The following is a 23,488-nucleotide window of genomic DNA, read 5'->3' on the forward strand; positions in this document are numbered from 1 at the left end:
CTTTTACCGTTGCAGTTGACTGGTCTTGGCGTATACGCAGCTCGCGGGTCTTACGGGGGCTCGCTTCGCATCCCGATCAATAAAAAAAGCCCCGCAATGCGGGGCTTTTTACTGGTGGTGGTCTGGCGCTTATTTCAAACGTGTCAGTTGTTCGCGAATCTTGGCCAGGGCTGCCTGGTTATCGGCCAGGCGCTTGCGTTCCTGTTCCAGTACGGCCGGGGGCACCTTGTTGACGAAGGCTTCATTGGCGAGCTTGGTTTCGGACTTGGTGATTTCTCCTGCCAGGCGGGTTTCTTCCTTTTGCAGGCGAATCTTTTCTGCCGCCAGATCGACTTCCATGTAAAGGCACAGGCGCGCTTCGCCGACGATGGCCACAGGTGCAGACTGCGCTGCAGCGGCCCAACTGGCTTCGTCGTCGAACACCTTCACTTCGCTGAGTTTGGCCAGTGCCTTGAGCACCGGGGCGACGCCCTGCATAAAGGCGGTGTCACCCAGCACATAAAGCGGCATGCGGGTAGCCGGAGACACCTTCATCTCACCGCGCAGATTGCGGCAGGCATCCACGAGCGTCTTGAGTTTGATGACATGCGCTTCTGCTACCACGTCAATTTTCTCGGGCTGGCTTTGCGGGTAAGGCGCGACGCCGATGAATTTGCCTGTTTTGCCGGCGACGGGCGCCACGGTTTGCCACAGCTCTTCCGTGATGAACGGAATCACCGGATGCGCCAGCCGCAGGATGGCTTCGAGTGTGCGGATCAGCGTGCGGCGTGTGGCGCGCTTTTGCGCGTCGGTGCCGGTCTGTATCTGTACCTTGGCAATTTCGAGGTACCAGTCGCAGAATTCGTCCCAGACGAATTGGTAAATGCTTCCGGCGACGTTGTCGAGACGATAGTCGGCAAAGCCCTTGGCCACGTCGGCTTCCACGCGCTGCATAGTCGATGAAATCCAGCGGTCGGCCTGCGAGAAGCTCAGGTAGTTGTGGAACTCGCCGCCGGGTGCGCATTGCTCTTTGGTGTGGTCTTCCAGCCCGCAGTCCTGGCCTTCGCAGTTCATCAGCGTGAAGCGCGTTGCGTTCCAGAGCTTGTTGCAGAAATTGCGATACCCCTCGCAGCGCTTGCTGTCGAAGTTGATGCTGCGTCCCAGGCTCGCGAGCGAAGCGAACGTAAAGCGTAGCGCGTCGGCACCGTAGCCGGGGATGCCGGCCGGAAATTCTTTCTCGGTGTTCTTGCGAACCTGCGGCGCGGTCTCGGGCTTGCGCAGGCCTTGCGAGCGTTTTTCCAGCAAGGGCGCCAGTTCGATGCCGTCGATCAAATCGACCGGGTCCAGCACATTGCCTTCGGACTTGCTCATCTTCTTGCCCTGCGCGTCTTTCACCAGGCCGTGGATGTACACGTGTTTGAAGGGCACCTGGCCGGTGAAGTGCGTCGTCATCATGATCATCCGGGCGACCCAGAAGAAGATGATGTCGTAACCGGTGACCAGCACGCTTGATGGCAAGAAGAGGTCGAGCTCTTTCGTCTTTTCGGGCCAGCCGAGTGACGAGAAGGGCACCAGCGCCGACGAGTACCAGGTGTCGAGTACATCTTCATCGCGCGTGAGTTTTTTACCGGGCGCCTGGGCCTGTGCTGCTGCTTCGTTTTCAGCGACATAGACCTTGCCGTCTTCGTCATACCAGGCCGGGATCTGGTGGCCCCACCAGAGCTGGCGCGAAATGCACCAGTCCTGGATGTTGTTCATCCACTGGTTGTAGGTGTTGACCCATTGCTCGGGCACGAACTTCACGTCGCCGCTGGCCACCGCATCGCGCGCCTTTTGCGAAATGGATTTTCCGGTCGGATCCTGATCGCTCACCTTGCTGAGCGCCACAAACCACTGGTCGGTCAGCATGGGCTCGACCACCGCGCCGGTACGCGCGCACACCGGCACCATGTTTTTGTGCGGCACGGCTTTTTCGAGGAAGCCTTGGGCTTCCAGGTCTTTCAGCACGGCCTTGCGGCAGTCATAACGGTCCAGGCCCTGGTATTGCGCCGGGCCGTTCTCGTTGATCTTCGCGTCCAAGGTGAAGATGGTGATCAGCGGCAGGTTGTGGCGCAGGGCGACCTGGTAGTCGTTGAAGTCGTGCGCGCCGGTGATCTTCACCACGCCGCTACCGAATTCGGGGTCGACATAGTCATCGGTGATCACCGGAATTTTCCGGTCACACAGCGGCAGGTCGACCATCTTGCCGACCAGGTGCTTGTAGCGCTCGTCGTCCGGGTGCACCGCCAGCGCACCGTCGGCCAGCATGGTTTCGGGCCGTGTGGTGGCAATGTGCATGCCGCGCAGCGCCGAGCCGTCAGCGGCTTTCTGCGGGCCGTCGCTGAAGGGGTACTCGATGTGCCACATGAAGCTGTCGCGCTCTTCGTTCTCGACTTCCAGGTCGGACACGGCGGACTTGAGGATCGGGTCCCAGTTCACCAGGCGCTTGCCGCGATAAATCAGGCCCTGCTTGTAAAGCTGCACAAAGGTCGAGGTGACGACCGTCGACATCTTCGGGTCCATGGTGAAGTACTCGTGCTTCCAGGCCACAGAGTCGCCCATGCGGCGCATCTGGCGCGTGATGGTGGTGCCGGACTCTTCCTTCCATTCCCACACCTTGGCGACGAAATTTTTGCGGCCCAGGTCGTGGCGGCTTTCACCCTCGCCCTGAAGCTTGCGCTCCACCACGATCTGCGTGGCGATGCCGGCATGGTCGGTGCCGGGCACCCACAGCGTGTTGTGGCCGCGCATGCGGTGGTAACGCGTGAGCGAATCCATGATGGTCTGGTTGAAGGCATGGCCCATGTGCAGCGTGCCTGTCACATTGGGCGGCGGCAGCTGGATGGAAAACGAAGGCTTGGCCGCGTCCAGCGTGGGTTCGTACTGGCCGCTTTGCTCCCATTCGGGCCCCCAGCGGCTTTCAATGGCGGCCGGCTCGAAGGACTTGGCCAGGCCGTCCAGCCCCGGCGTGGAGACTTTCACGGCCTCGGGGGCTGTGTTGGCGGTATCGGCAAGGGCAGGGGCGGCAGCGTTGGTCATGGGGCAATGAAAAACGGCATCGAAGGGATGCCGCCTTGGGTTGGGTGAAACTCCGCTGATTTTATTCGACTGGGGCTGGCCGTTGCGGCTAGCCGGCCGTTGGCCCTGTAGTGCTCAGGCGTGGCGGGCCGCGGCCACGCAAGCCTGCAGTACTGCGGTGTCGCCCAGCTGGTTGGCCATCAGCAGGATCAGCCGGGCGTTGAGCAGCTCGGATTCCTCCCTGGAGAGGCCCTGGTGGGCGTCCAGCAGGTATTCGTAAAACGCATCGGCGTCCTGAAAATGCAGGCGGGTGATCAGGGGGCTGTCTGGCTTCATGATGGATCCCTTGTTTCGTGGCGGGCGCCCGCACCCATGGCGCTTGCGACGGCGTGAACCACCGAGGCATCCGTACTTTCGCCCGTTGCGGCGACGTGTCCGTCGGGCCGCAGCAGCGCCCAGGCATGGCCAAAAACATGGCAGGTCGCCTGCAGATGGCCTTCGCGGTCGATCACGTGCTCCCTTGCGGCGGCTTTCTCGCCGGGCCCGAGCACTTGCACGCAGCGCACGTCCGCTTCCCTGGAAAGCGCCGCCAGCCGCGCCAGCCCGGCGCCGGATACATCGCAAAACACCAGCAGCAGCAGGCGCCCATGAGCCCACGTCAACAAGTCCAGCAGCTCGCCTGAGCTGCCATCGGCCCAGGAGAAGCCCGCGTTCTGCGTGGCCCGCCCGCCCGCAGGCCCGCAGACGCCGGACCGCGTGTAGTGGTTGGGCGTCGACATGCGCCCGGTGTTCACCAGCTGCCGGGCAAACGGGTGCTCACGCGCCAGATCCAATGCCGCCGTGCGAAACAGCCGCTCCGCGCCGTCGGCCGGCCGCAGAAAGCGCGCGGTGCGGTTGGTGATCAGCACGTTGTGCTTCGCCGCCTCATGCCTTTCGTGGTGATAGCTGTCGAGCAATGCGGGCGCGGCGCGGCCTTGCAGCACAGCGGCCAGCTTCCACGCCAGGTTGTCGGCGTCCTGAACACCCGAATTGCCGCCGCGTGCGCCGAAGGGGCTCATCACATGGGCCGCGTCACCGGCAAAGAACACGCGGCCATGGCGCAGGTTGTCGAGGCATTCGCTGCGGTAGGCATAGGGGCCGACCCAGACGATTTCATAGTCACCATCGTCCAGCACCTGTCCCGCCTGGCTTTTGAACTGCGCCTTCAGGCGGGCGCGCACCACGTCCTCACGGCTGACTTCTTCGGGGTTGGCGTGCGGCGGCATCTGGTAGTCGATGCGCCAGACACCGTCGGCCATCAGGTGTTGCCACACGGCGCGGCCTTCGTTAAAAGGTGCTTCGATCCAGGTGTGGCGCTCCACCGGCGGCGGGTTTTTAAAGCGTACGTCGGCAATGCACCAGCGGTCGTCGCCCTTTTGCGCGGTGACCGTCGCACCGCACCAGGCGCGAAACGGGCTGCGCGAGCCCGTGCAATCGATCACATGTTCGGCCTGCAGGGTGTAGCTGCCCGCAGGCGTTTCAAGCTGCAGCGTCGCGAAGTCGTCGTTTTGCTCAAAGGCCGTGACGCGGTGGCTCCAGCGGAGATCAATGAGGCGGTCCTCAGGCGCGGGTCGGTAGAGCTGCTCCACCAGGAAGCCCTCGACATAAAACTGCTGGATATTGATAAAGGGCGGTTGCCGGCTCAGTGAATGCGTTTGCTGCTGGCGCAGGTCAAACGAATACACCTCGTCGGCGCCCGCAAAGGTGCGGCCCACGCTCCACTGCACCCCTTTGGCGGCGATGCGCTCGTAAATGCCTAGGCGCTTGAAGATTTCCAGGGTTTTCTGGGCATAACAAATGCCGCGCGACGACGCGCCCTTCACGCCCACGGTGTTGTCTTCGTCCAGCAGCAAGGCCTTGATGCCGTACTGCGCCAGCGCACAGGCCAGCGTCAGGCCGGTGATGCCGCCGCCAACGATGACGACGCCGTGCCGTTTGACCTCGCCTGTTTGCAGCTCGGGCGGTTCCACGAACGGGTATTCGGGCAGGGTGTAGCCCGTGCCTTGGGCAAATTCATAGCCGTTGGTGAACGCGGCCGGCAGTGTGGCCGCAGCGGCGCTGCCTTTTGTGCTTGTCTCCGGCATGGATTGTTCCTGCGGTTCTTACGTGTTTTAGGCGTTTTAGCCATACCGGTCAAGCGCAAGCAGCTATCAAAAGAGTAGCAAATGCGAGGCGCCGGCACGCGCTTTTCCTGGAGGCCCGGTGCGGTGGGCAACTCGGACAGTATTGTTTACCTATCCGTAATAAATTTACCATAACGTAATTGATACGATGAATTTGTCTGCCGTACGTCGCTGGCTATGGTTGCCCTTCTTTAATTTGTTAAATTTATTAATAATATTAATTTGATAGTTTTAATTAATGGCATGCATTGATTCCGGCAATTAGACGAATCCCTCCAACAGGTCTATGGTGTTTAGGTCTTCGGTCCTGCGCCAGAAGTCGGGTGTGGGTTTGAAGCATTGGCGATTTGTTCGTTTATCAACCCACGAAGGAGATTTCCATGGCTGCTCTTAAAGGCTCCAGGACGGAAGAGAACCTGAAAGCCGCATTTGCCGGCGAATCACAGGCCAACCGCCGCTACCTGTATTTCGCGAACAAGGCCGACGTTGAGGGCCAGCCCGATGTCGCGGCGCTGTTCCGCTCCACTGCGGAAGGTGAAACCGGCCACGCCCACGGCCACCTCGAATGGCTGGAACAGTGCGGCGACCCCGCGACCGGCCTGCCGTTTGGCGCCACGCGCGACAACCTCAAGTCTGCTGTGGCCGGCGAAACGCACGAGTACACCGACATGTACCCAGGCATGGCCAAAACCGCACGCGACGAAGGCCACGATGAAGTGGCCGACTGGTTTGAGACCCTGGCCAAGGCCGAGCGTTCACACGCCAACCGCTACAGCAAAGCGCTGGCCGAACTGGTCGACTGACTGGATGGACAAGCGTGTCCCTCGCTGCGCCGCGAGGCGTGGCGGGTTTTGGAAAAGATTTCGCACGAGAGTCTTTTCTCAAACCCCCACCTGAGATTCAAAAGAAGAGGCAAGCATGGCCACAGAAGGCAACCTCCAGGCGCCCACGCGCCACGCGATCGACTGGAAAAACCCGGACTTCTACAACGAAGACGCGGCCCTTCACGAGATGGAACGCATCTTCGACATCTGCCATGGGTGCCGCCGCTGCGTGAGTTTGTGCGGCGCTTTCCCTACGCTGTTTGACCTGGTCGACGAAAGCAAGACCGGCGAGGTTGATGGTGTGGACAAGAAGGACTACATGAAAGTGGTCGACCAGTGCTACATGTGCGACCTCTGCTACATGACCAAGTGCCCTTATGTGCCGCCGCACGAGTTCAACCTCGACTTCCCCCACACCATGCTGCGCGCCAAAGCCATCAAGTTCAAGAAGGGCGAGGTGGGTGCGGGTGAACGGTTTTTGTCGTCCACCGATGTGCACGGCCAGTTCGCGGGCATTCCCATCGTGGTCCAGGTGGCCAACGCGGTCAACAAAACCAAACCGGCCCGCGCCGTGATGGAAAAAGTGCTGGGCGTCGACAAAAACGCCTGGCTGCCCGACCTGGCCACGAAAAAATTCCGCTCCGGCGCGCTGGAGTCGCCGCCCCACGCGGTGAAAGACGGCGCCAAGACGCCCGGCAAGGTCGTGATTTATTCCACCTGTTACATCAACTACAACGAGCCTGGCATAGGTGACGACCTGCTCAAGGTGCTGGACCACAACGAAGTGCCCTATGTGCTGGTCGAAAAAGAAAAATGCTGCGGCATGCCCAAGCTGGAGCTCGGCGACCTCGCTTCGGTGAACACCAGCAAGGAGGCCAACATCCCGGTGCTGGTGAAATACGCCAAAGAGGGCTACGCCATCCTGAGCGCCGTACCCAGCTGCACGCTGATGTTCAAGCAGGAGCTGCCGCTGATGTATCCCGACGATGCCGACGTGCAGCTCGTCAAGGAACACATGTGGGACCCGTTTGAATACCTGATGGCCCGCAAGCGCGACGGCCTGCTCAAGACCGAATTCAGCAAGCCGCTGGGCAAGATCAGCTACCAGATCCCCTGCCATGGCCGCGTACAGAACATCGGCAAGAAAACCGAGGAAATGCTCAAGATGGTGCCGGGCACCAGTGTGCACACGCATGAGCGCTGCTCGGGCCACGCCGGCACCTTTGGCGTGAAGGTGCCCTACCACCAGCAGGCCATGAAGATCGGCAAGCCGCTTTTTAAAGCCATGGCCAGCCACAAAGACGGCGGCCTGCCTGACGTCATCAGCAGCGACTGCCCGCTGGGCGGCCACCACATCGCCCAGGGCTTTGACGTCAACAGCCTGGGTGCACCGCCGCAAAAGCACCCGCTCACGCTGATACGCACGGCCTACGGCCTGAAATGAGATCACACCATGAAGACCACCGGAAAGATCACCCGCGAATCCCTGATGACGCTGGAGGCCTACAGTAAATACCGCAAGGAGAACAAGCCGGCCATCATCGCCCACCGCAAGCTGCGCAGCGTGCGCCTGGGTGAGCACATCAACCTGCAGTTTGAAAGCGAAACCAGCATCCGCTACCAGATCCAGGAGATGCTGCGCGTGGAGAAAATCTTTGAAGAAGAGGGCATAGAGCAGGAGATCGAAGCCTATGCCCCACTGATGCCCGACGGGACCAACTGGAAGGGCACGCTGATGCTTGAGTACCCCGACGTCAACGAACGCAAGCGCGAACTGGCCCGGTTGATCGGTGTGGAAGACCGCATGTTCATCGAGGTCGAAGGCCATGCCCGTGTCTACGCCATTGCCGACGAGGACATGGACCGCGAGAACGACGAGAAGACCTCGGCTGTGCACTTTGTGCGCTTTGAGCTGGACGCGGCCATGTGCGCGGCTGTCAAGGCAGGCGCAAGCGTGAAACTGGGCTGCGACCACACGCATTACCCGGCGCACACCACGATTGCGGCTGAAACGCTCGCCTCTTTGGCCAGCGACCTGCGGTAGTTGAAGGCTCATGGCCTGGCGCCACCCTCCTGTCGTAAAGTGGGGGTTTCGCCTTACTTGCCTTACCCCCACAACTCCAAAGCATGCTGTTTCTCATCTCGCCGGCCAAATCCCTGGACTACGACACGTCGCCGCACGTCGCGACCCACACCCAACCCCTCTTCACCCGCCAGTCGGCCCAGTTGATTGACGTGCTCAAAACCCGAACCCCGCAGCAGATCAGCGAACTGATGAAGCTGTCAGATTCGCTCGCAGGCCTGAATGTCGCGCGCTACCAGGCCTGGTCGCCGAAATTCACCGCGAAGAATTCCAAACAGGCCGCGCTGGCGTTTGACGGCGATGTGTATGGTGGCCTCGATGCAAAAACGCTAGGCGAGGCACAACTCGCCTGGGCGCAGGAGCACGTTTGCATTCTGAGCGGCCTTTACGGCGTGCTGCGCCCGCTGGACCGCATGCAGCCCTACCGGCTTGAAATGGGCACGCCGCTGGCCACACCCCAAGGCAAAAATCTTTACCAGTTCTGGGGCTCACAAATCTCCGCCTACCTGAACGAGCGCGCCGCTGCCCACACCACACCGGTCATCGTCAATCTCGCCAGCGAGGAATACTTCAAGGCCGTGGACCGCAAGACGCTCAAGGCGCGCGTGGTGAGCTGCGTCTTTGAGGAATACAAGGCCGGCAAGTACAAGGTCATCAGTTTTTTTGCCAAGCGCGCCCGTGGGCTCATGGTGCGCCATGCGATTGAAAAGAAGCTGTCTACCGTCAAGAAGCTTGAGAGCTTTGACGCCGAAGGCTACCGATTTGATCCCAAAGTGTCCGAACCCGACCGGCTGGTGTTCCGCCGCAAACAGGCCGCCTGAGCAGCCCATCCCCGCATGAGCACGCCCGCCCGGACCGACCAGCAGCTCACGCCGGAAGTGCTGGCGTGGATGACGGCGCAGGCAAACCTCGGCCACTCCAGGGACGAGATTTTTAACGCCATGCTGGCAGCCGGCTGGAACCGCGACGCCGCCACGCGGGCGGTGCGGCTGACGCCCGAAGATCTCGCCGCAGTGGTTGTGCCTGCGCTGGCTTTGCCGGTCACCAACAACATGGTCGATGCCGGCGACAAGTGGGTAGAAATACTTTTTTTCGCCCAGATACCCAATGTCATCGTGCTGGGCAACCTGCTGGGCCCGAGTGAATGCGAGGCGCTGATGGAGGCCGCCCGGCCGCGTCTGGTGCGTTCGCTGACGGTAGACACCAAGACCGGCGGAGAGGAACTCAACCCTGACCGTACCAGCGAGGGCATGTTTTTCAGGCGCGCTGAAAACGCCGTGGTGCGCCAGGTGGAGGCACGTATTGCCAGAATCTTCGGCTGGCCGCAGGAAAACGGCGAAGGGCTGCAGGTACTTCACTATGGGCCCGGCACCGAATACAAGCCGCACTATGACTACTTTGATCCGACCGAGCCCGGCACGCCCGCCATACTGCAGCGTGGCGGCCAGCGCGTGGCGACGCTCATCATGTACCTGCATGAGCCCGAGGAAGGCGGCGCCACGGTGTTCCCCGACATCGAAGTGCGGGTGGCGCCGCGGCGCGGCAATGCGGTGTTTTTCAGTTATCCACTGGCGCTGCCTTCCAGCCTCACGCTGCATGGCGGCGAGCCGGTTACCACTGGCGAGAAATGGATTGCCACCAAATGGCTTCGCCAGCGGGAGTTCACGTAAACCCCTGTCGGACGCTCACTGCGTGTAGCGCCTTCCCCCTTGCAGGGGACGGCGCCTGCGGCCGGGCAAAGCCCGTTCCGCGGCCCCTGCTGGCAGGATGCATGGAGACGCTTCGGCGACGCGGCGATTGACGCGATTCGGGGAGCGGAGACCATAATGCCTTATGAAAATACGAGCCAACAACATCGACATTGAGATTGAAGACACCCACCCCGGTGACGCCACGGGCCGGCCTGTGGTGTTGCTCATCATGGGGCTGGGCATGCAGCTGATTGCCTGGCCGCCGGCCATGGTGCAGGCGATCGCTGATGCCGGCTTTCGTGTGGTGCGCTTTGACAACCGCGATATCGGCCTTTCGCAGCACTTTGACCACCTTGGCTCGCCTAGCCTTTTGTGGGAGGGGCTCAAGTTCCGTATGGGCTGGCGTATCCGGCCGCCCTACAACATTGAAGACATGGCCGCCGACACCGTGGGCGTGCTGGACGCGCTGCAAATCGGCAAGGCACATGTGGTGGGTGTGAGCATGGGCGGCATGATCGCGCAGCGCGTCGCGGTGCTGGCGCCATCGCGCCTGCTCAGCCTGACCAGCATCATGAGTTCCAGCGGCGCGCGCGGCCTGCCGGAAGCCAGCCCGGCTGTGACCCGCGTGCTGCTCAGCCGGCCTGCCGGCAGAGGTGTGCAGGCCGCCATCGACCACACGGTGAAGCTGCTCAAGGCCATCGGCAGCCCGGGCTTTCCCATGGACGATGCCGAGATTCGCGAAAAAGTCGCTGCTGCGGCGCAGCGCAGCTTCCATCCGCAGGGGGTTCTTCGCCAGATGGTGGCCGTTGCCGCTGACGGTGCGCGCGCCTCGGCACTTGCCAGGGTGACGGCGCCGACGCTGGTGGTGCACGGCCAGGCAGATCGGCTGGTGCCCATGGCCTGCGGGCAGGACACGGCAAGACGCATTCCTGGTGCGCGTTTTGAAAGCATTGAAGGCATGGGACACGATTTGCCGCCGGGTGTTGTTGACCGTTTGCTGGCGCTGCTGATCCCCCACTTCAAAGCGGCAAGCTGATACAGCCCATAGCCTGGGGCTTTGTACGGCGGCTTTCAGCCTGGCAGCGGTTAGCGGCGAAAATGGGTGCATGAACACCCCTGAACAATCCCAGCTCGGCAAATCGTCGGCCTATATCGACCAGTACGACGCCTCGCTACTATTCCCGATACCGCGCGAAGGCAAGCGTGCCGAGATCGGCGTCACCGGTACACCGCCGTTTTTCGGCGCAGACATGTGGACGGCGTTTGAGCTGAGCTGGCTCAATATGCGCGGCAAGCCGCAGGTGGCACTGGCCCACATCACCGTGCCTTGCGAATCACCCAACATCGTCGAAAGCAAATCCTTCAAGCTTTACCTCAACAGCTTTAACAACACGCGTTTTGCCGATGCACGCGATGTGCGGGAACGCATTCGCGCCGACCTGAACGGTGCTGTCGGCATGGGCGTGGGCATCAAGACGCTGGGCCCCGAGCTGTTCGACCGCGAACCAGTGCATGAACTCGACGGCCTGAACCTGGACCGGCTCGACGTGGAGTGCATTCATTTCACGCCCACGCCCGAGCTGCTGTTTGCCGAGTTCGACGAACCGCCGGTTGAAGAGACGCTGACCAGCAACCTGCTCAAAAGCAATTGCCTGGTCACTGGCCAGCCCGACTGGGGCAGCGTACAGATTCGCTATGCCGGCCCGCAGATCAACCAGGAAGGCCTGCTGCAGTACCTGGTGAGCTTTCGCAACCACAACGAGTTCCATGAGCAATGTGTGGAGCGCATCTTCATGGACGTCTGGACGCGCTGCAAACCCATGAAGCTCTCGGTATATGCGCGCTACACGCGCCGCGGCGGGCTGGACATCAATCCGTTTCGCACCAGCCATCCGCAGGCGCTGCCGCCCAGCATCAGGACTGCCCGGCAGTAGCGGGCGACCGGCCTGACCATTCGCTGCAGCCAAGGAGGGTTTTCTTGAAAAGCATCTGCTGCGCCGGTGCAATCACCGTTCCCTCCGTATCGTTCCAGATCTGGCGCTGTTCGCAAAGGATGGGCTTGGTGTTGTCCAGAAAATCCGATGCTCCCTGCTGGAAAAAGCGAAGAACCGTTTTGGGATCACACAGCGCTTCTTGGGCGCAAATGGCAATTTCTTCATAAAAAAGAGACAACCGCCCGATAGCGGCGCTGAATTCCGGGTTTCGCCTGTAACGCCCTATGTAGGCGTCGAAGTAGAACTGGGTCTTGAATTTTTTCTTCTGCTCCGCTGAAAGGCTTGGGTCGCGAGCCAGCTCTTCCCGGTACTGTTTGTATTCGCTGGTCACGGCGTCGCTCACGGCCTGCACAATGATGTGGTTTTTCATCATCGCCTCGGACTTGAATTCATTGACGTAGGCGAAGGCGCGATCAACCCGGGCTTTGTCTTTGGCATCGATGTATTGCACGCCGCTGAAGACCGCGCCGACCAGAGCACCCAGCAATGCCGTCCATGGCAGCAGCTGTTCAGGAAGCGTCTTTTGCGCACGGAGCGTGCCCGCAACGGTGGCTGTGCTCATGGCACCACCTTTTTCTGTTTCGGAGGGACGTGATCGTCCGGGCATCGGTCGGGATCCACATGGCAGATGGTGCCTCCGCTCACGCCCAGCTCGGAACTCTGTTTCGCGGACTTGTCATAGGCTACGGGTTTGTCTTTCCCTGCATCGTGTTTTACGGTCGTGGGTTCTGATTTGGCCGGTGCCGGTCTTGTGTAGGTCGGCTTTCCGAGCTGCGCATGGTTGTTCCCCACCGAGAGCAGCAGGGCCAGTACGGTAAATGTGAAGCGGGCCGCAGTGGGGACGGAAGGCGGTGTTTTCACGAACAGCTCCTCGGTTGCACGGGAAACCACTCTAGAACTTGTATCGCACTACTGCATCCTCCAATTGAGGGAGATTCACCGGCTCGGCGCCGCAGGCCTCAGAGGTCGCGGAAATGGTTCAAAGGCGCCAGCGCACTGAAGTCGCCCGCGCGCTTCTCCTTCATGGCCGTCACCGCCTCACGCACATGCGCATTGCTCCAGATCGCGCCCTGCAGCCAGCCCATCTGCTTGAGCGCGTCGTCCACCGAGTGGTCACGCGTGTAGTGGATGGCCTGCTTGGTGCCCCAGATGGCCACCGGCGGCTTGGTGGCAATCTCGCCGGCGCATTGCATGGCGGCCGCCAGCATCGCCTCGGCCGAGTCAAACACTTCATTGACGAGGCCGTAGCCCAGCGCCTTGGCCGCCGGCATTCGCCGCCCGGTGTAAGCCAATTCCTTGACGACCGCCAGCGGCACCAGTTTGGGCAGGCGTTGCAGGGTGCCCACGTCGGCCACCATGCCGATGTTGATTTCCTGGATGCAGAAGAATGCGTCGGCCGTGGCGTAGCGCAGGCAGCAGGCCGTCACCATGTCGACGGCCCCTCCTATGCAGCCGCCCTGGATGGCTGCAATTACCGGAATGCGCAGCGTCTCCAGCTTGGTGAAGGTGGCCTGCATGTCGCCCAGCATGTCAAAGATGGCAGCTCGGCCTTCGGGGCTTTTGTCGTCCATGGCAATGTCGCTGCCAAAGGTTTCCAGCGCCATGCCGGCGCTGAAGTGCTTGCCGGTGCTGGAGATCACTAGCACGCGCGCCTCGCCGGCCTTGTGGATGTGCGTGAGCGCCGCATCCAGCTCGCGCCAGAAGCTCGGGTGCATGGTGTTCATCGCCTCGGGGCGGTTCAGCACCAGGTGGGCGACGTGGCCGGTGATGTTGAGGGTGAAGCAGGTAAGAGGGGGGAGGGGGGTGGCGTTCATGCCGCCACTCTAAGTGAGGCTTCTCTATGCCACAAGGTCCAGCCAGTCACACCTGAGACGCCGCGCAATGTGCGCCCGTGCCCGAACATAGACATACATTCGCGGCGCCAGTGTGCCGAGCACGCACAGCGGGTAGGCCCAGGCCGCCTCAAAGGTAAAGGCCGGCAGCCAGCCCATCCAGCCCATCACCCAGGCCGTCAGCACTATCTCCCAGAGCTGGCATTCAAGCGGGTGCGCCGCTCGCTGCGCCTCGCGCCAGTCCTTGACGCGTTGCAACTGTGCCAGCGTGATGGGGTGCCAGTACGGCGACCGGGCAGGTAGTGATGCCTTGGACGGGTCAGAGGGGTCAGACATAAAGCCTCCGTGCGGAAGCTTCAATGTAAGTTTCGTGAAAGCTTCTGTCAACGGCCCGAAAGGCCTGAAAGAAGCAAAAAAAGCCTCGAAAGGTTTCTGGATACGGCCGGCTAAATCCGGCGGCGGCGCGGCACCACGCTCAGCTGCAGCGTGAGCTTGCCGGGCGACGCGGTCACGGTATAGGCCTGCGGGGCGATGTCGATCAACTGGTCGGCATGCCAGACCTTGATCTGCGCAGCGCCTTCGGGCAACTGCTCGACCTGCGCTACGCCGTCGGCGCCTGTCAGCACGGCCCAGGGCGACTCGCTTACGTACACATGGCCGCGCATCGAGCCGTGAATGTGGCAGCCCAGCAGCACGGCGCCGGCCTTGTTGAAAGTGGCATCAGCGGTTTTGGCAGGTTTGCTTTCGGGCTTGCCGTCGAGCCGGAGCTCGAACCCCTCGCCCGGCGTTGCGTTGAACTGCGCTGCGCCGGCGGCCGAGCCGCGCACATGGTGTTCCCACGGATCGTTGTTGACGAACTGGGCCTTGGCGCCCAGCGCCACCACGCTGACTGCCGGCACAAAACGCATCTTTTCCTGGTAGATCGTCACCTGGGCGGGCAAAGGGCTTTGGGGCGCCCCGGTTTTGGCGGAAGGCACCACGACGACTACGGCGTCCGGCGCCGGCTTGCCTTCCTTGTCGAGCACTTGAATGGAAATGTTTCCGGCTGCAGACCATATGGGTAGTGCGCAAGCAGCTATGAAAAACAGAGCAGATGGCAGTATCCGGGAAGCAGGGCGTATAAGCTTGGGCATGGGATTCTTTCGGCTTAACCTTCGCGGGGAGTCAGCAATGCCAGCACAGCCGCCACCGCGAACAGCGCCAGGACATCACCCCAGAGGTGCCCCATGTTGTGGTGGCCCTGAAACGACTGAACTGCCATCACCCCGCCGTGTGCAATGCTGGACCAGACGGTAAACCAGATGAGGCTGCGGTGCAAGAGAGGGTTACGGGCGGCGAGCATGAGGAAGATCCCCAGCGTTGCATAAAGGGCGAGGATCATCTCCAGGTAATACGAACGCCCTTCCGCATGCCACGACCAGCCTGAAGGCCAGACGACGGTGAGCGGCCACAAGCCGAAAGTGAACGTCACCCCTATCAGCACCAGGGCAATGCGCAGGTATTTGATGCGATCAGCGTCAGTCATTGTTGTCTCTTTCGGATCATCAGAAATCGCGCATTTCGGAAACCTGCTCTCGTGTGCGCTGGAGGTGAGAGCCCGTGAGGCATGGCCTGGGGGTGAACGGCAACAAGAAACCATTGCAGCGCGCATGGCACCGCAATGGCAGTCCGGTTCAAGGGCGGTTTACTTGGCAGCCGGTTTGTACTCGGCCACAGCCTTCGCCAGGTCGCGGGTTTCTTCGCAGGTGGCGCAAATCGCCTGCAGCTTGGCCAGCTGCGCGTCGGCCTGGGCTTTCTGGTTGGTCTTCAGATAGGCAATGCCCGAGTATTCCAGCGCGCCCTTGTGCTTGGGGTCCAGCGCCAGCGCCTTGCCATAGGCGGCAAAGGCATCGTCGTACTTGCCCATCCAGCGGTTGGAATAGCCGAGGTAGTTGTAGGCGTCGGCATTTTTCGGGTCCTTGGCCACCACCTTGTTAAAGCTGCTCACGGCCTCCGACCAGTTCTTGGCGCTGATGGCTTTTTTACCCGCCGCGAAGTCGTCGACCTGGGCGTTTTTGGCTGGCGTGGTTTCGATGTCGGCTGCCAACGCTGCACCGGCCAGGGCCAGGGCGATGACGGGCAATGCGACCAAGTTGCGGATGGAAAAAGTGTTCATGTCGGGCTCCTTGAGATATCAGTTGATTGAAACGCGCTGCAAACCAGCACCTTATACAAACGGTATGACAGGGAAAACGGATGCAGGGCGAGTTGTAATTTATTTGTAAACACCACGGCGGCTGCGCTTGATCGATGGCAGGCTCGCTGATTTCTCATCTGATGGGGAAAGCTGGGCAGCCGTGGGATCACTGGCAGGGCGCTGAAGTCAGCATTTTTACCGCGGTCAAAAAGTCGCCCGGTTTGACCCAGCTCACGTTCCAGTCGCCGGATACAGGGACTTGACGCTTGTGAGCGATGACCATGCGGTGCTTTGGTACCACGAGGATGTATTGCCCATGGACGCCCCAGGCCATGTAAGCGCCACTTAGTGGCGAATCGGCCGGCTCTTCCAGCGTCCACCAAAGGTAGCTGTAGCCAAAGTGACGGCTGGCCGTGCGCGCCGGATGCATTTGCGCGGCCGCGGTGACGGGTGTGGTGATTCGAGTGGCCCATTCTGGGGGAATGAGTTGCTGGCCGCGCCAATTGCCGTGTTGGAGCATCAAGTAGCCCAGCCGCGCCATGTCTCTGGTTGACAAGAAAAAATGATAGGCGGCGTGCCGGGACTTTGTAAGGTCCCCGGTGCGCTGGTGACGAGCGAGGTCGAAGTCTTCAAGCTGCAGCGGCGTCGCAAGATCGTCCGCGAATGTGCGGTAGATGCTGCGATTTGTCAGCGCCTCGAAGACTGTGCCCGCAGCGTTGAAATCCCAGTTGTTGTACAGAAAATAAGTGCCGGGCACTTGTGAGCCGCGCGGTGGCGCCGATGCCAGGTCATCGCCTGTGTTGGCCGCCGGGTGATAGACGCCAGAGCGCGCGGTCAGAAGGTGGCGCAACTTTGCCTGGCGCTCCAGAGGCAATAGACCACCCAGGTCGTCAATGTCGAGGTCGGCCAGTGTTTTCTCCAGATCGATCGTGCCATCTGCGACATATTTCCCATACAGCATCGCCAGCACACTTTTGCGAGCCGAAAACACGATGCTGACGGTATCGACGGGGCCATAGCTGAACAACACCCGGCCGTCCTGCACTGCCAGAACTGCGGTGGAATCAAGGGTTCGCAAGTAGTCGCGTGCAGCATCCAGGCGCTCATGACACGCGGGGCTTAGTGAAGTGGGGGAAATGGGTTCCCACGCCTTCGCCGGAAAGACGGGCGCAGGGGCTGCCGGCGTTGTTGCCCATCCGGCTGCCGGCATCGAAACCAGCAAGGCCGTGACGGAGGCAAGAAAAAAATGCTTCATTCTTGGTCAAATCTTTGCGCAAGGTTGTATCAATCGCCAAACCAAAGAGCCTTCTGGTGCCAGGCGAGATGTTTCTCGCGGGCACGGCAAACTCAGTCGTGCATGACCCGCGCTGTCCCTGACACCTTGATCGAGGCGCCGGGGTTGGGTGGAATTTCGGCGCGCAAGCACGAGCGCATGCCCATGTCTTCACCCTGCACGATATCGATGGCGCCGCCGTGCGGCCACTTCAGGTCGCGCAGGTAGCCTGCAAAAGCGGCTGTGGCTGCACCTGTGGCGGGGTCTTCATACACGCCGCCCGAAGCAAACGGATTCCGGGTGTGAAAAAACCGGGGAGTTTGCGCATGGGCCAGCAGGATGGTCACCAGCCCCGCCTTGTTCATCAACTCGCGGCCCGTGTCCAGGTCATATTGCATGGTCGCCAGTTTGTCGCGGCTCTTCAGAACCAGTACCAGATGGTCTGCGCCGCCATGGGCGAGCGCGGGGGCAATGCGCGGGTCCAGGTCATCCGGTGTGTAGCCGAACAGCGCCAGGGTGGCCAGCACCAGCGGCTGTGGGGCAGCCTGGCTGCGCGTGGGCGGCGATTGCAGCGCGGCGGTGATCGTCTCCCCGTTGCGCCGGCCTTCAACCGTGATGCTGGCCTGGTTCAGGGTCAGCGCAAACACGCCATCGCCATGCTGAAGGGCCAGTGCTGCGCCCAGGGCTATCGTTGCATGGCCGCAGAAGGGCACTTCGGATTCCGGCGAGAAATAGCGCACCCGCCAGCCGGCGCCGCTTGCAACGGCAAAAACTGTTTCCGAGAAGCCAAGCTCCGCAGCGATCCGCTGCATCTCACGGTCATCCGGAAATTGGCCGGCGATCATCACGCCGGCGGGGTTGCCGCCGGTGTTTCCGTCAGAAAAGGCTGCAATCTTCAAGACACTCATCGTTTTCCTTGTGAAATGGAAGGCGGGCTGCTTGCCTGTCCGGCGCAATTCATATTGCGCGCTGCCACCGCAGGCCGAAAGGCAATGCTCGCGGGCCGAACAAAAAATGCAGCACCCTGCGCATGTTGCCGCTGGTGGATCTGGACGAAGCATGCAGCAGCAGCGGGCGCATGGCCATCGCGCTGCCTTGCCCGGCCGTGCAGGTGAACCCGGTTTGGGCCTGGCGGGCTGCTGCGGCGTCCTTCGCCTGCATGCGGCCGTACAGGTGTGACCCCGGAACCACCCGCAGTGGACCGTCCCCCGGGCCGCAGGCATCGATGTGCAAACGCACCGCCACCAGCTGCTCCAGCACCTCGGCAGGCGGCTGGACATAAAGAATGCCTTCCTTCCTGGACCAGCCACTCAGGCTCGCGTGCTCTACGTGATCTGCCACTGGAATGCTCAGGTCCTGGTGCACCGGAACCAGCCAGTTGCGCGACGCCGACTTCTCGAAGTAGGTGCATTGCACAGCCGCAAAACCGGCCGGAACCAAGGGGGCCATTGACACGTGCCGGCGCACTCTTGCTGCGAGCGCCTGGCACCAGGCCTCCGACAGCAGGCAACGTGTTCCCGCCGAGTTGGCGGAAATCCCGGCAAGGCGCGAAGCGGCCGATTCACACTGGGCGGCAGTCAGCACCTGCGGAACAAGTGCGAAGCCCTGCGTGGTGAATGCGGCGTGGTCCATCCCGGCTTGTTTTGCAAAGAGGGGTTGAATGCTCACAGCATCGACTGAAACAGCAAAAGGTACTGGGGATGCTGCGAGACCGTGTTGTGGGAGGTTCCGGGCAGCATCTTCAGCACCGCTGTGCCATTCTTGAAGTGCGCGTGCAACTGGTCGGTGCTGGCTTTCGGAATGACTTCATCGTATTCGGCCGAAATCAGCAGCGTGGGCACGGTGACTTTGGCCGCGTACTTCCAGGACTCGAATTTATCGACAAGAAGCCAGGGGATGGGAAACCAGGGAAAGCGCTTCGCTGCCAGTTCCTCGATGCTGTTGTAGGGCGTCACCAGAATCAGGCGCGACGCCGGCCGCTGGCTGGCCACCCAGACCGCAACGCCTGAACCCAGACTCCTGCCAACCACAGTGACATCCGAATGCATCCGGCTGACATGGTCGAACAAGGCCAGGGCGTCGCTTTGAAGCGCCGCCTCGGTGGGGTTTCCGGTGCTTCCGCCATAACCGCGGTAGTGAAGCAGGTAGAGGGCATGGCCTGGAAAAGCTTCCGAGAAAGACGGCAAATTCGGCGAAACGTCTTCGGCATTGCCCCCGAAGTAAATGATGGCCTTGGGCCCGGCCGTTTGCCGGGCGGTGACCACGAGCGCCGCGTCGGGTGTCTGGAGGTGAAGCGTCGTGGCCGGGCCGCCCCATGACCTCGGCTGCGGGAAGTAGATCAGCGAACGCTGAAACGCAAACAACGCCGCGCAGATGCCCAGGTAAGCGAGCACAAGGGCGATCAAAAAAAACGTCATTGCACGTGCCATAAATGAAGGGAATGGATGTCGCAAAGCCCGGATGCCGGCCCGCTCACCACAGCTTGGCGCAATTGCCGCTGAACACCACGGTTCCGCTCGGGCTGGCGGGTGTGGCGCTGGTCTCCAGCGTTACCACCAGCTTGCTGACTTTGGACAGCAGCTTTTCCGAGGTGTCGGGCAGCATGGAAACCGCCGATCCGCTTGTAGGCACGGCGCCCAGCGAGAACGCCGGGCCATTGGCCGGCACCGCCCACAGCACCAGGGTTCCGGTGGCAGGTGGTGTGATCGGGCCTATGACCTTGACTGTCATGGTCTTGCCGTGGCGCAGCGAACTGGCCAGCAGCTTGCCGTTGCCCTGGGCGTCGGTGAGCAGGCCCACATAGCTTTGCGGCAGCCTTTCGCCGGAGCGCATCGCGATCTGGTCGCTGGACATGAACAGGGTGGGCATGGCGACAAAAAACACGCTTGCCGCGATCACGCCCGCGGCCAGGCCGCCGAAGCCGAAACCAGCAGGTTTGAGCCAGCCCAGCCAGGACGGTTTTGTTTGCGGCGCCTGTTGCGGCGCCGCAGGTTTGGTGCGTGCGGCGATCGCAGCCCACACCCTGGGAGACGGTTTGTGCGCCGGCACCGACATGGCGAGTTGACCCAGCCGGGCCTCCCATTGTGTGACGCGCACGCGCACATCAGCACGGTCGCGCTGCAGGCGCTCAAAGCGGCGGCGCGCGCCATCTTGCAGCGTACCCAGCACATAGGCCGATGCGAGGTGTTCGAGCAATTCGGGGCTGGAATATCTCATGACGCCACCACCCCTTGCGCCGCCAGGCAGCCCTTGAGTTTTTCGAGTCCGCGCCGTATCCAGGCTTTCACCGAGCCCAGCGGCGCGCCCATTTGTGCGGCCACTTCGGTATGTGACATGCCCTGGTAGTAGGCCAGCGCCAGGCTTTGGCGGTAGCTGCCTTCCAGTGCGCTCATGCAGCCTTCGATGTGCAGGGCCTCGGTGGCCTGTTCCAGCAGCTGCATGGCGCTGGGGGTGGGTGTGGCGGTGGTTTCGGTGTCTTCCTCATCCACATCACCGGAGTCGGGCAACTCGCTTTCCTTGCGGCGCGTGCGGGAGCGCAGGGCGTCCAGCGCCTTGTTGCGGACGATGGCAATCAGCCACGTCATGGGTTGAATGGTTTGCCCGTCTACCTCACTGCGGTAGCCGGTGGCATTTTTCCAGATGCTCACGTAAGCCTCTTGCAGCACATCTTCGGCCGCGTGTCCTTGTCCCAATATACGTACGGCAACGCCAAACAGATGCGTGTGGGTGCGTTCATAGACCTGCGCAAAGCAGGCGTGGTCGCCTTGCCCTGCGCCGGCAATCAGCGCCTGCAGGCTGCGGGTGTCCGTGTCGGGGGCCAGTTTCATGCGGCTGAGTATAGGGAGTTACGCCCAAGCGGCAAATCTTCCCCGACTATGGCATTTTTCTCAGAAAAACCTGCATCCAATCGGCGCTTGCTGTCGTTTGTCCCTGGTAGGCCGGGCGCCGCGCCGGCCCACGCCCCCTTCCGCCATGTGGTTGTTGGGACTTTTTTACTTTCTTTTAACCCGGAGACCTGTCAATATTTGCAGGACTCCTCTCAGGAGATCGCCATGACACCGATAGCAACCGCCACCCAACCCAGGCTTCACGCAGGCCTTGCCGCTGCCGCGTTGTGTACTGGACTGCTGCTAAGCGCCTGCGCCGGTGGCCCGGCCGCACCAATGGATGCCAAGCCGGTGCCCGCCGCGCTCAAGCCGGCCGACGGCGAACGCGTGGCCTTCACCTGGCACGCGGTGGGCTCGCAGATCTACGAATGCCGCTCCGGCGACAAGGGCTGGGCCTGGGTGTTTGTTGCGCCAGAAGCGGACCTCTTCAACCAGAAAGACGAAAAAGTCGGCACGCATGGCGCCGGCCCGAACTGGACCGCGCTGGACGGCAGCAAAACCGTGGGCACGGTAAAAGCGCGCGCCGACGGCGAGCGTCCCGCCGACATCCCATTGCTATTGCTGACGGCCAAATCCGCCGGCATGCCCGGCAAGATGGCCACCGTCACCAGCGTGCAGCGCCTGAACACCGAGGGCGGCAATGCGCCGGCCAAAGGCTGCACCGCGCCGGCCGATGCGGGCAAACGCGTCAAGGAAGGCTATACCGCCGACTACGTGTTTTTCACCGCCCAAAAAGCCTGACCCAAAAGCCAGAGGAAGCGAGGCCTGACATGTCCGTGCTCAAGAACCTTTTCAGCGCCAGCAAGAGTCCCAAGCACGATGCCACGGGGCCTGAGACGGGTCCGGTCAAGATGAACCTTGACGAGCGCATGGCGTTTCGGCGCGAGATGCTGTTCGAGGCCATCAAGGTCACGATGCAGGCCCACGGAATTTTGTCGGCCAGCTACAAATTCCGCGTGGTGCGTAACGACAAGCGAGGCCACCAGTACATGGTGCTGGTGGACCTTTCCACCGACTTCCTGGACAACCGGGAAGGTGGGCCGGCCCGGCTGGTCGAGGTGGGTGCGGCTATCGCCAAAAATGCCGCTGCGCGTTACAACCTGCTGGTCAGCGGTGTGTACTGGCAGATCAATGAGCAGATTCAGGCCTTCGCGCCCAGCCGGCCCGTCTCCTTGCCCGCGAGCCAGGATGCGGCCAGCCCACCGCCACCGGTACAACGCCGGGAGCGCGCCACGGCTGAAGAACTCGCGGCCTTTGAAGCCGCCTGGGAGAAGGGGCGGGCGCTGCATATCGGCGACCGGGTCTATTCGTCCGACCTGTCGCCGCTGGAGCCTGATTCCCAGAAGGACGACAGCCGGCGCTAAAAACCTCGGGGCCGGCCGTTCAAGACCTGCGCCTTCGCGGCACCACCGTGAGCTGCATGACGCTTTTGGCCGGCACGGGGCCCACCGTGACCTGCTGCGGCGCGATGTCCACCAGCTGGTCGGGGTGCCAGACTTTCAGCTGCGCGGCACCCTCAGGCAGGTCCTCAAAACTCGCGATGCCTTCCGGGCTGGTTTTGGCCGCCCAGGGGGATTCACTGGCGTAGATATAGCCGCGCATCGAGCCATGGATAAAACAGCCCAGCAAGGTGGCCCCGACAACGCCGGCCTTGTCCAGCGTCACCTCGCTGGACTTGCCCGGTTTTCCGTCGGGCTTGCCTTCCAGCCGCAGTTCGAAGCCGGCATTCGTCGCGTTGAACTGGCCCATGCCGGCAGGTGAGCTGCGCACGTGGTGGTCCCAGGGGTCGTTGTTCACAAACTGAATTTTTGCCCCCACGGGCACCACCGTCACTGCGGGAACAAACTGCATCTTTTCCTGGTGAATGGTGGCCTGCGCGGCCAGCGGCGTCCTGGGCTGGGCGCTTTTGTTGGCGGGTGCCACCACGACCACGGCATCCGGCACCGGTTTGCCGTCTTTGTCGAGCACCGACACCGTGAGACTGGCCGCATGAACCCCTGCGCCGAAGGCGAAGAGCGCGCTAATTGCTGTGAGCTGGATCGCTTTTTTCATGGTTTGACCGCCGTTTCAGGGGGCGTGATGATGTCCCGGTTCATCGGGGCCAGCAGTGCCAGCATTTCATTCTGTTTGCGAAAAGGGACGCCCCTGGCGTCCATGCTTTGCTGAAGCACCTCCACCAGGGCGTGGAAGTCCGATTTTTTGATATCAAGGTTGGCATGCGCGCTCTTCATGTCTGCGCCCTTGTAAATGCAGGGGCCGCCGCTCAGGGCGCAGAGCTGGTCCACCAGCTGCTCTTTCACGCGCTGCTGGTTGGAGGGCTTGAAATGCGGCCCGGTGCGCGGGTCGGCCAGCAGGCGAACCATGAAGTCGTCCATCAGCGCGACCAGGCCGGCTTTCTCACCGAAGGCCTTGTAAAGCTGGTCGTCTTTGGGTGCCGTCTGGGCAAATGCTGCGCCGGCCGTCAACAGGCTTGCCGCGAGGGCAAAAGAAACAAAAGGGTTTTTCATGGGGCGGTTCCTTGAAGGGGTGA

The 23,488-nt window shown here is 61.8% G+C and carries 27 protein-coding genes; 9 read left to right on the forward strand and 18 right to left on the reverse strand.

Annotated features, from left to right (window positions below; genetic code table 11):
• Positions 1-129: 129 nt before the first annotated feature.
• The 3 genes from AC1DWQ_RS20180 to AC1DWQ_RS20190 form a co-directional block, all read right to left on the reverse strand.
• Positions 130-3,057: a valine--tRNA ligase gene (locus AC1DWQ_RS20180; RefSeq protein WP_477671238.1), complete on the reverse strand. Its 2,928-nt coding sequence runs from the start codon at positions 3,055-3,057 to the stop codon at positions 130-132.
• 114 nt (positions 3,058-3,171) lie between these two features.
• Positions 3,172-3,372 carry a DUF2783 domain-containing protein gene (locus AC1DWQ_RS20185; RefSeq protein WP_477671239.1) on the reverse strand — a complete coding sequence of 67 codons (201 nt, stop codon included), beginning with the start codon at positions 3,370-3,372 and terminating at the stop codon, positions 3,172-3,174.
• Positions 3,369-5,159, reverse strand: a complete 1,791-nt coding sequence (locus AC1DWQ_RS20190) for an FAD-dependent oxidoreductase (RefSeq protein WP_477671240.1) — start codon at positions 5,157-5,159, stop codon at positions 3,369-3,371. The genes AC1DWQ_RS20185 and AC1DWQ_RS20190 overlap by 4 nt, the downstream gene beginning before the upstream one ends.
• Before the next feature lie 419 nt (positions 5,160-5,578).
• On the opposite strand from AC1DWQ_RS20190, the gene AC1DWQ_RS20195 reads away from it, so the two are divergent.
• The 7 genes from AC1DWQ_RS20195 to queF all read left to right on the forward strand — a co-directional run bounded on the left by AC1DWQ_RS20195 (position 5,579) and on the right by queF (position 11,730).
• On the forward strand, positions 5,579-6,001 hold the full coding sequence (locus AC1DWQ_RS20195; protein ID WP_007867167.1) for a rubrerythrin family protein: 423 nt from the start codon (positions 5,579-5,581) through the stop codon (positions 5,999-6,001).
• Positions 6,002-6,116: 115 nt separating this feature from the next.
• Complete coding sequence (locus AC1DWQ_RS20200; protein WP_477671241.1) at positions 6,117-7,466, forward strand: (Fe-S)-binding protein; 1,350 nt, start codon at positions 6,117-6,119, stop codon at positions 7,464-7,466.
• A 9-nt stretch (positions 7,467-7,475) separates the two neighbouring features.
• Positions 7,476-8,066: a DUF3501 family protein gene (locus AC1DWQ_RS20205; protein WP_477671242.1), complete on the forward strand. Its 591-nt coding sequence runs from the start codon at positions 7,476-7,478 to the stop codon at positions 8,064-8,066.
• An 83-nt stretch (positions 8,067-8,149) separates the two neighbouring features.
• The gene (gene yaaA / locus AC1DWQ_RS20210) at positions 8,150-8,926 is read left to right on the forward strand and encodes a peroxide stress protein YaaA (RefSeq protein WP_477671243.1); all 777 of its coding nucleotides are present in this window, start codon (positions 8,150-8,152) and stop codon (positions 8,924-8,926) included.
• A 15-nt stretch (positions 8,927-8,941) separates the two neighbouring features.
• Positions 8,942-9,775 carry a 2OG-Fe(II) oxygenase gene (locus AC1DWQ_RS20215; RefSeq protein ID WP_477671244.1) on the forward strand — a complete coding sequence of 278 codons (834 nt, stop codon included), beginning with the start codon at positions 8,942-8,944 and terminating at the stop codon, positions 9,773-9,775.
• 163 nt (positions 9,776-9,938) lie between these two features.
• Positions 9,939-10,832, forward strand: a complete 894-nt coding sequence (locus AC1DWQ_RS20220) for an alpha/beta fold hydrolase (RefSeq protein WP_477671245.1) — start codon at positions 9,939-9,941, stop codon at positions 10,830-10,832.
• A gap of 70 nt (positions 10,833-10,902) precedes the next feature.
• Positions 10,903-11,730, forward strand: a complete 828-nt coding sequence (queF, locus tag AC1DWQ_RS20225) for an NADPH-dependent 7-cyano-7-deazaguanine reductase QueF (RefSeq protein ID WP_477671246.1) — start codon at positions 10,903-10,905, stop codon at positions 11,728-11,730.
• Here queF and AC1DWQ_RS20230 read toward each other — a convergent pair.
• The 13 genes from AC1DWQ_RS20230 to AC1DWQ_RS20290 form a co-directional block, all read right to left on the reverse strand.
• Positions 11,711-12,352, reverse strand: a complete 642-nt coding sequence (locus AC1DWQ_RS20230) for a hypothetical protein (protein ID WP_477671247.1) — start codon at positions 12,350-12,352, stop codon at positions 11,711-11,713. The genes queF and AC1DWQ_RS20230 overlap by 20 nt on opposite strands.
• Entirely contained in the window at positions 12,349-12,651 is a 303-nt protein-coding gene (locus AC1DWQ_RS20235; RefSeq protein ID WP_477671248.1) for a hypothetical protein, read from the reverse strand. The genes AC1DWQ_RS20230 and AC1DWQ_RS20235 overlap by 4 nt, the downstream gene beginning before the upstream one ends.
• 98 nt (positions 12,652-12,749) lie before the next feature.
• Positions 12,750-13,604, reverse strand: a complete 855-nt coding sequence (locus AC1DWQ_RS20240) for an enoyl-CoA hydratase-related protein (RefSeq protein ID WP_477671249.1) — start codon at positions 13,602-13,604, stop codon at positions 12,750-12,752.
• 24 nt (positions 13,605-13,628) lie between these two features.
• Entirely contained in the window at positions 13,629-13,958 is a 330-nt protein-coding gene (locus AC1DWQ_RS20245) for a hypothetical protein (protein WP_477671250.1), read from the reverse strand.
• A 110-nt stretch (positions 13,959-14,068) separates the two neighbouring features.
• Complete coding sequence (locus AC1DWQ_RS20250) at positions 14,069-14,647, reverse strand: cupredoxin domain-containing protein (protein ID WP_477671251.1); 579 nt, start codon at positions 14,645-14,647, stop codon at positions 14,069-14,071.
• Positions 14,648-14,769: 122 nt separating this feature from the next.
• Positions 14,770-15,147, reverse strand: a complete 378-nt coding sequence (locus AC1DWQ_RS20255; protein WP_477671252.1) for a DUF6632 domain-containing protein — start codon at positions 15,145-15,147, stop codon at positions 14,770-14,772.
• Between the two features lie 159 nt (positions 15,148-15,306).
• A complete protein-coding gene (locus AC1DWQ_RS20260; RefSeq protein WP_477671253.1) occupies positions 15,307-15,777 on the reverse strand; it encodes a tetratricopeptide repeat protein in 471 nt (156 codons plus the stop codon).
• Between the two features lie 187 nt (positions 15,778-15,964).
• Entirely contained in the window at positions 15,965-17,053 is a 1,089-nt protein-coding gene (locus tag AC1DWQ_RS20265; RefSeq protein WP_457279458.1) for a serine hydrolase domain-containing protein, read from the reverse strand.
• 92 nt (positions 17,054-17,145) lie between these two features.
• On the reverse strand, positions 17,146-17,979 hold the full coding sequence (locus AC1DWQ_RS20270) for a PhzF family phenazine biosynthesis protein (protein WP_477671254.1): 834 nt from the start codon (positions 17,977-17,979) through the stop codon (positions 17,146-17,148).
• A 49-nt stretch (positions 17,980-18,028) separates the two neighbouring features.
• The gene (locus AC1DWQ_RS20275) at positions 18,029-18,703 is read right to left on the reverse strand and encodes a phytanoyl-CoA dioxygenase family protein (RefSeq protein ID WP_477671255.1); all 675 of its coding nucleotides are present in this window, start codon (positions 18,701-18,703) and stop codon (positions 18,029-18,031) included.
• 32 nt (positions 18,704-18,735) lie between these two features.
• A complete protein-coding gene (locus tag AC1DWQ_RS20280) occupies positions 18,736-19,488 on the reverse strand; it encodes an alpha/beta hydrolase (RefSeq protein ID WP_477671256.1) in 753 nt (250 codons plus the stop codon).
• Positions 19,489-19,543: 55 nt separating this feature from the next.
• Positions 19,544-20,287 (reverse strand): anti-sigma factor, encoded by a 744-nt coding sequence (locus AC1DWQ_RS20285; RefSeq protein ID WP_477671257.1) that lies wholly within the window; start codon positions 20,285-20,287, stop codon positions 19,544-19,546.
• Positions 20,284-20,898, reverse strand: a complete 615-nt coding sequence (locus AC1DWQ_RS20290) for an RNA polymerase sigma factor (RefSeq protein ID WP_477671258.1) — start codon at positions 20,896-20,898, stop codon at positions 20,284-20,286. The genes AC1DWQ_RS20285 and AC1DWQ_RS20290 overlap by 4 nt, the downstream gene beginning before the upstream one ends.
• 225 nt (positions 20,899-21,123) lie before the next feature.
• On the opposite strand from AC1DWQ_RS20290, the gene AC1DWQ_RS20295 reads away from it, so the two are divergent.
• Positions 21,124-21,699 carry a DUF3455 domain-containing protein gene (locus AC1DWQ_RS20295; RefSeq protein ID WP_477671259.1) on the forward strand — a complete coding sequence of 192 codons (576 nt, stop codon included), beginning with the start codon at positions 21,124-21,126 and terminating at the stop codon, positions 21,697-21,699.
• Between the two features lie 29 nt (positions 21,700-21,728).
• Positions 21,729-22,322 carry a hypothetical protein gene (locus AC1DWQ_RS20300; RefSeq protein ID WP_477671260.1) on the forward strand — a complete coding sequence of 198 codons (594 nt, stop codon included), beginning with the start codon at positions 21,729-21,731 and terminating at the stop codon, positions 22,320-22,322.
• A 19-nt stretch (positions 22,323-22,341) separates the two neighbouring features.
• On the opposite strand, the gene AC1DWQ_RS20305 is transcribed toward AC1DWQ_RS20300, so the two are convergent.
• Positions 22,342-23,010, reverse strand: a complete 669-nt coding sequence (locus AC1DWQ_RS20305) for a cupredoxin domain-containing protein (RefSeq protein WP_477671261.1) — start codon at positions 23,008-23,010, stop codon at positions 22,342-22,344.
• Positions 23,007-23,465 (reverse strand): group I truncated hemoglobin, encoded by a 459-nt coding sequence (locus AC1DWQ_RS20310; RefSeq protein WP_477671262.1) that lies wholly within the window; start codon positions 23,463-23,465, stop codon positions 23,007-23,009. The genes AC1DWQ_RS20305 and AC1DWQ_RS20310 overlap by 4 nt, the downstream gene beginning before the upstream one ends.
• Between the last annotated feature and the right edge of the window lie 23 nt (positions 23,466-23,488).

The organism is Polaromonas sp. P2_G11 (genome assembly GCF_056403595.1).

What these genes read in the sequence shown, in the direction of transcription:
- AC1DWQ_RS20300 (WP_477671260.1), top strand. Translation starts at nt 21,729, where the DNA reads ATGTCCGTGCTCAAGAACCTTTTCAGCGCCAGCAAGAGTCCCAAGCAC.
- AC1DWQ_RS20205 (WP_477671242.1), top strand. Translation starts at nt 7,476, where the DNA reads ATGAAGACCACCGGAAAGATCACCCGCGAATCCCTGATGACGCTGGAG.
- AC1DWQ_RS20295 (WP_477671259.1), top strand. Translation starts at nt 21,124, where the DNA reads ATGACACCGATAGCAACCGCCACCCAACCCAGGCTTCACGCAGGCCTT.
- AC1DWQ_RS20230 (WP_477671247.1), bottom strand. Translation starts at nt 12,352, where the DNA reads ATGAGCACAGCCACCGTTGCGGGCACGCTCCGTGCGCAAAAGACGCTT.
- AC1DWQ_RS20245 (WP_477671250.1), bottom strand. Translation starts at nt 13,958, where the DNA reads ATGTCTGACCCCTCTGACCCGTCCAAGGCATCACTACCTGCCCGGTCG.
- AC1DWQ_RS20285 (WP_477671257.1), bottom strand. Translation starts at nt 20,287, where the DNA reads ATGAGATATTCCAGCCCCGAATTGCTCGAACACCTCGCATCGGCCTAT.
- AC1DWQ_RS20200 (WP_477671241.1), top strand. Translation starts at nt 6,117, where the DNA reads ATGGCCACAGAAGGCAACCTCCAGGCGCCCACGCGCCACGCGATCGAC.
- AC1DWQ_RS20265 (WP_457279458.1), bottom strand. Translation starts at nt 17,053, where the DNA reads ATGAAGCATTTTTTTCTTGCCTCCGTCACGGCCTTGCTGGTTTCGATG.
- AC1DWQ_RS20240 (WP_477671249.1), bottom strand. Translation starts at nt 13,604, where the DNA reads ATGAACGCCACCCCCCTCCCCCCTCTTACCTGCTTCACCCTCAACATC.
- AC1DWQ_RS20270 (WP_477671254.1), bottom strand. Translation starts at nt 17,979, where the DNA reads ATGAGTGTCTTGAAGATTGCAGCCTTTTCTGACGGAAACACCGGCGGC.
- AC1DWQ_RS20220 (WP_477671245.1), top strand. Translation starts at nt 9,939, where the DNA reads ATGAAAATACGAGCCAACAACATCGACATTGAGATTGAAGACACCCAC.
- AC1DWQ_RS20195 (WP_007867167.1), top strand. Translation starts at nt 5,579, where the DNA reads ATGGCTGCTCTTAAAGGCTCCAGGACGGAAGAGAACCTGAAAGCCGCA.
- AC1DWQ_RS20275 (WP_477671255.1), bottom strand. Translation starts at nt 18,703, where the DNA reads ATGGACCACGCCGCATTCACCACGCAGGGCTTCGCACTTGTTCCGCAG.
- AC1DWQ_RS20185 (WP_477671239.1), bottom strand. Translation starts at nt 3,372, where the DNA reads ATGAAGCCAGACAGCCCCCTGATCACCCGCCTGCATTTTCAGGACGCC.
- AC1DWQ_RS20180 (WP_477671238.1), bottom strand. Translation starts at nt 3,057, where the DNA reads ATGACCAACGCTGCCGCCCCTGCCCTTGCCGATACCGCCAACACAGCC.
- AC1DWQ_RS20190 (WP_477671240.1), bottom strand. Translation starts at nt 5,159, where the DNA reads ATGCCGGAGACAAGCACAAAAGGCAGCGCCGCTGCGGCCACACTGCCG.
- AC1DWQ_RS20305 (WP_477671261.1), bottom strand. Translation starts at nt 23,010, where the DNA reads ATGAAAAAAGCGATCCAGCTCACAGCAATTAGCGCGCTCTTCGCCTTC.
- AC1DWQ_RS20215 (WP_477671244.1), top strand. Translation starts at nt 8,942, where the DNA reads ATGAGCACGCCCGCCCGGACCGACCAGCAGCTCACGCCGGAAGTGCTG.
- queF (WP_477671246.1), top strand. Translation starts at nt 10,903, where the DNA reads ATGAACACCCCTGAACAATCCCAGCTCGGCAAATCGTCGGCCTATATC.
- AC1DWQ_RS20310 (WP_477671262.1), bottom strand. Translation starts at nt 23,465, where the DNA reads ATGAAAAACCCTTTTGTTTCTTTTGCCCTCGCGGCAAGCCTGTTGACG.
- AC1DWQ_RS20280 (WP_477671256.1), bottom strand. Translation starts at nt 19,488, where the DNA reads ATGACGTTTTTTTTGATCGCCCTTGTGCTCGCTTACCTGGGCATCTGC.
- AC1DWQ_RS20260 (WP_477671253.1), bottom strand. Translation starts at nt 15,777, where the DNA reads ATGAACACTTTTTCCATCCGCAACTTGGTCGCATTGCCCGTCATCGCC.
- AC1DWQ_RS20255 (WP_477671252.1), bottom strand. Translation starts at nt 15,147, where the DNA reads ATGACTGACGCTGATCGCATCAAATACCTGCGCATTGCCCTGGTGCTG.
- AC1DWQ_RS20290 (WP_477671258.1), bottom strand. Translation starts at nt 20,898, where the DNA reads ATGAAACTGGCCCCCGACACGGACACCCGCAGCCTGCAGGCGCTGATT.
- yaaA (WP_477671243.1), top strand. Translation starts at nt 8,150, where the DNA reads ATGCTGTTTCTCATCTCGCCGGCCAAATCCCTGGACTACGACACGTCG.